We start from the raw sequence: 1039 nt of genomic DNA, 5'->3' as shown, positions 1-1039 counted from the left end.
CCCCGCCGGAGCGCCCCACGTCCTTGGAGGAACCGGCGACCTCGATCCCGTACGACGACAGTCCGTTCGCCCGGGAGCGCCATGTCTGGCTGGGGCTGCACGCTGCGGCCACCAGGAGCCTGGGCCAGGGTTCCATGATCATCTTTAGCTGACTCGGCCGATTCAGCTCAACCAGTCGATTCAGCGGATTCAGCCGAGTCGGCCGACGGCTGACGGCGGGGGCAGGGGCCGACGGGATCCACGCCGGCCCCTGCCCCCGCCGTCACCGCCCAGGCCCCGGGCGGCCCGCCTCCAGGGCCCCGGCGGCCCGCCGTCACCTCGGCTCCGGTGGCCGCTGCCTGGGCATGTTCGGCCGGGTGCCCGGGGGAAGCGGGAAGCGCCCCGGGTGCGGCGGTACGGAGCCCTCACCCCGCGCCCCGCCCATCGACATCGACTGCATCACCAGCGGTGCCGGGCCCGCGCGGAACTCGATCATCCAGTCCGCCGTCTCCGCCCGTACCAGCTCCGTCACGTCCTCGGTGAACCGCCGCAGCACCGTCAGGCACCGTTCCGCCGCCTCGCTCGCCGTACCCTCCGTCGGCCCGAGGACCTCCCGTACACACTCCGACGCCCAGTCGAACTGGAGCGTCTGCAAGCGGCGCTGCACCCCCTGCGCCGTCGCGACCGCCCGCATCCACCCGGACGTCATCCCGAAATACCGGTCGCAGGCCAGCGACGCGGCGCCGAGCAGCAGCGAGAGATAGCCCCAGCCCGCCGCGCCCTCCAGCGCCCCGGTCAGATCCAGCAGCGGCAGGGCGGCGCCCGCGGTCCCGCCGAGCGCGGTCGCGGTGCGCAGGACGCGGGCGGCGCGCCGTTTCCGCAGCCGGGTGGTCAGATACCAGTCGACGGTGCGCAGCGCCCCGGTCTCGACCCAGCGGTACAGCTCGTCGAGCCGCTCCGCGGGCTCGCCCCAGTCGCCGTGCGGGAACGGGCCCCCGGTCAGATCGCCGTCCGCCTCGCCGCCGTGCGGCACGGCCCCGCCACCGGCGCCCCCGCCACC

1 protein-coding gene is annotated in these 1039 nt (G+C 75.3%); it reads right to left on the bottom strand.

Features of this window, described 5'->3' with window-relative positions; genetic code table 11:
* Nucleotides 1-313 precede the first annotated feature (313 nt).
* On the bottom strand, nucleotides 314-1039 hold a 726-nt coding region (locus tag WH07_RS33435; RefSeq protein ID WP_046508503.1), incomplete at its 5' end, for an SLATT domain-containing protein.

The organism is Streptomyces odonnellii, from assembly GCF_000981895.1.
Lineage (GTDB): Bacteria > Actinomycetota > Actinomycetes > Streptomycetales > Streptomycetaceae > Streptomyces > Streptomyces odonnellii.
Note: the sequence above shows the minus strand (reverse complement) of the source record. Positions and strands in the feature narration are given on the sequence as shown.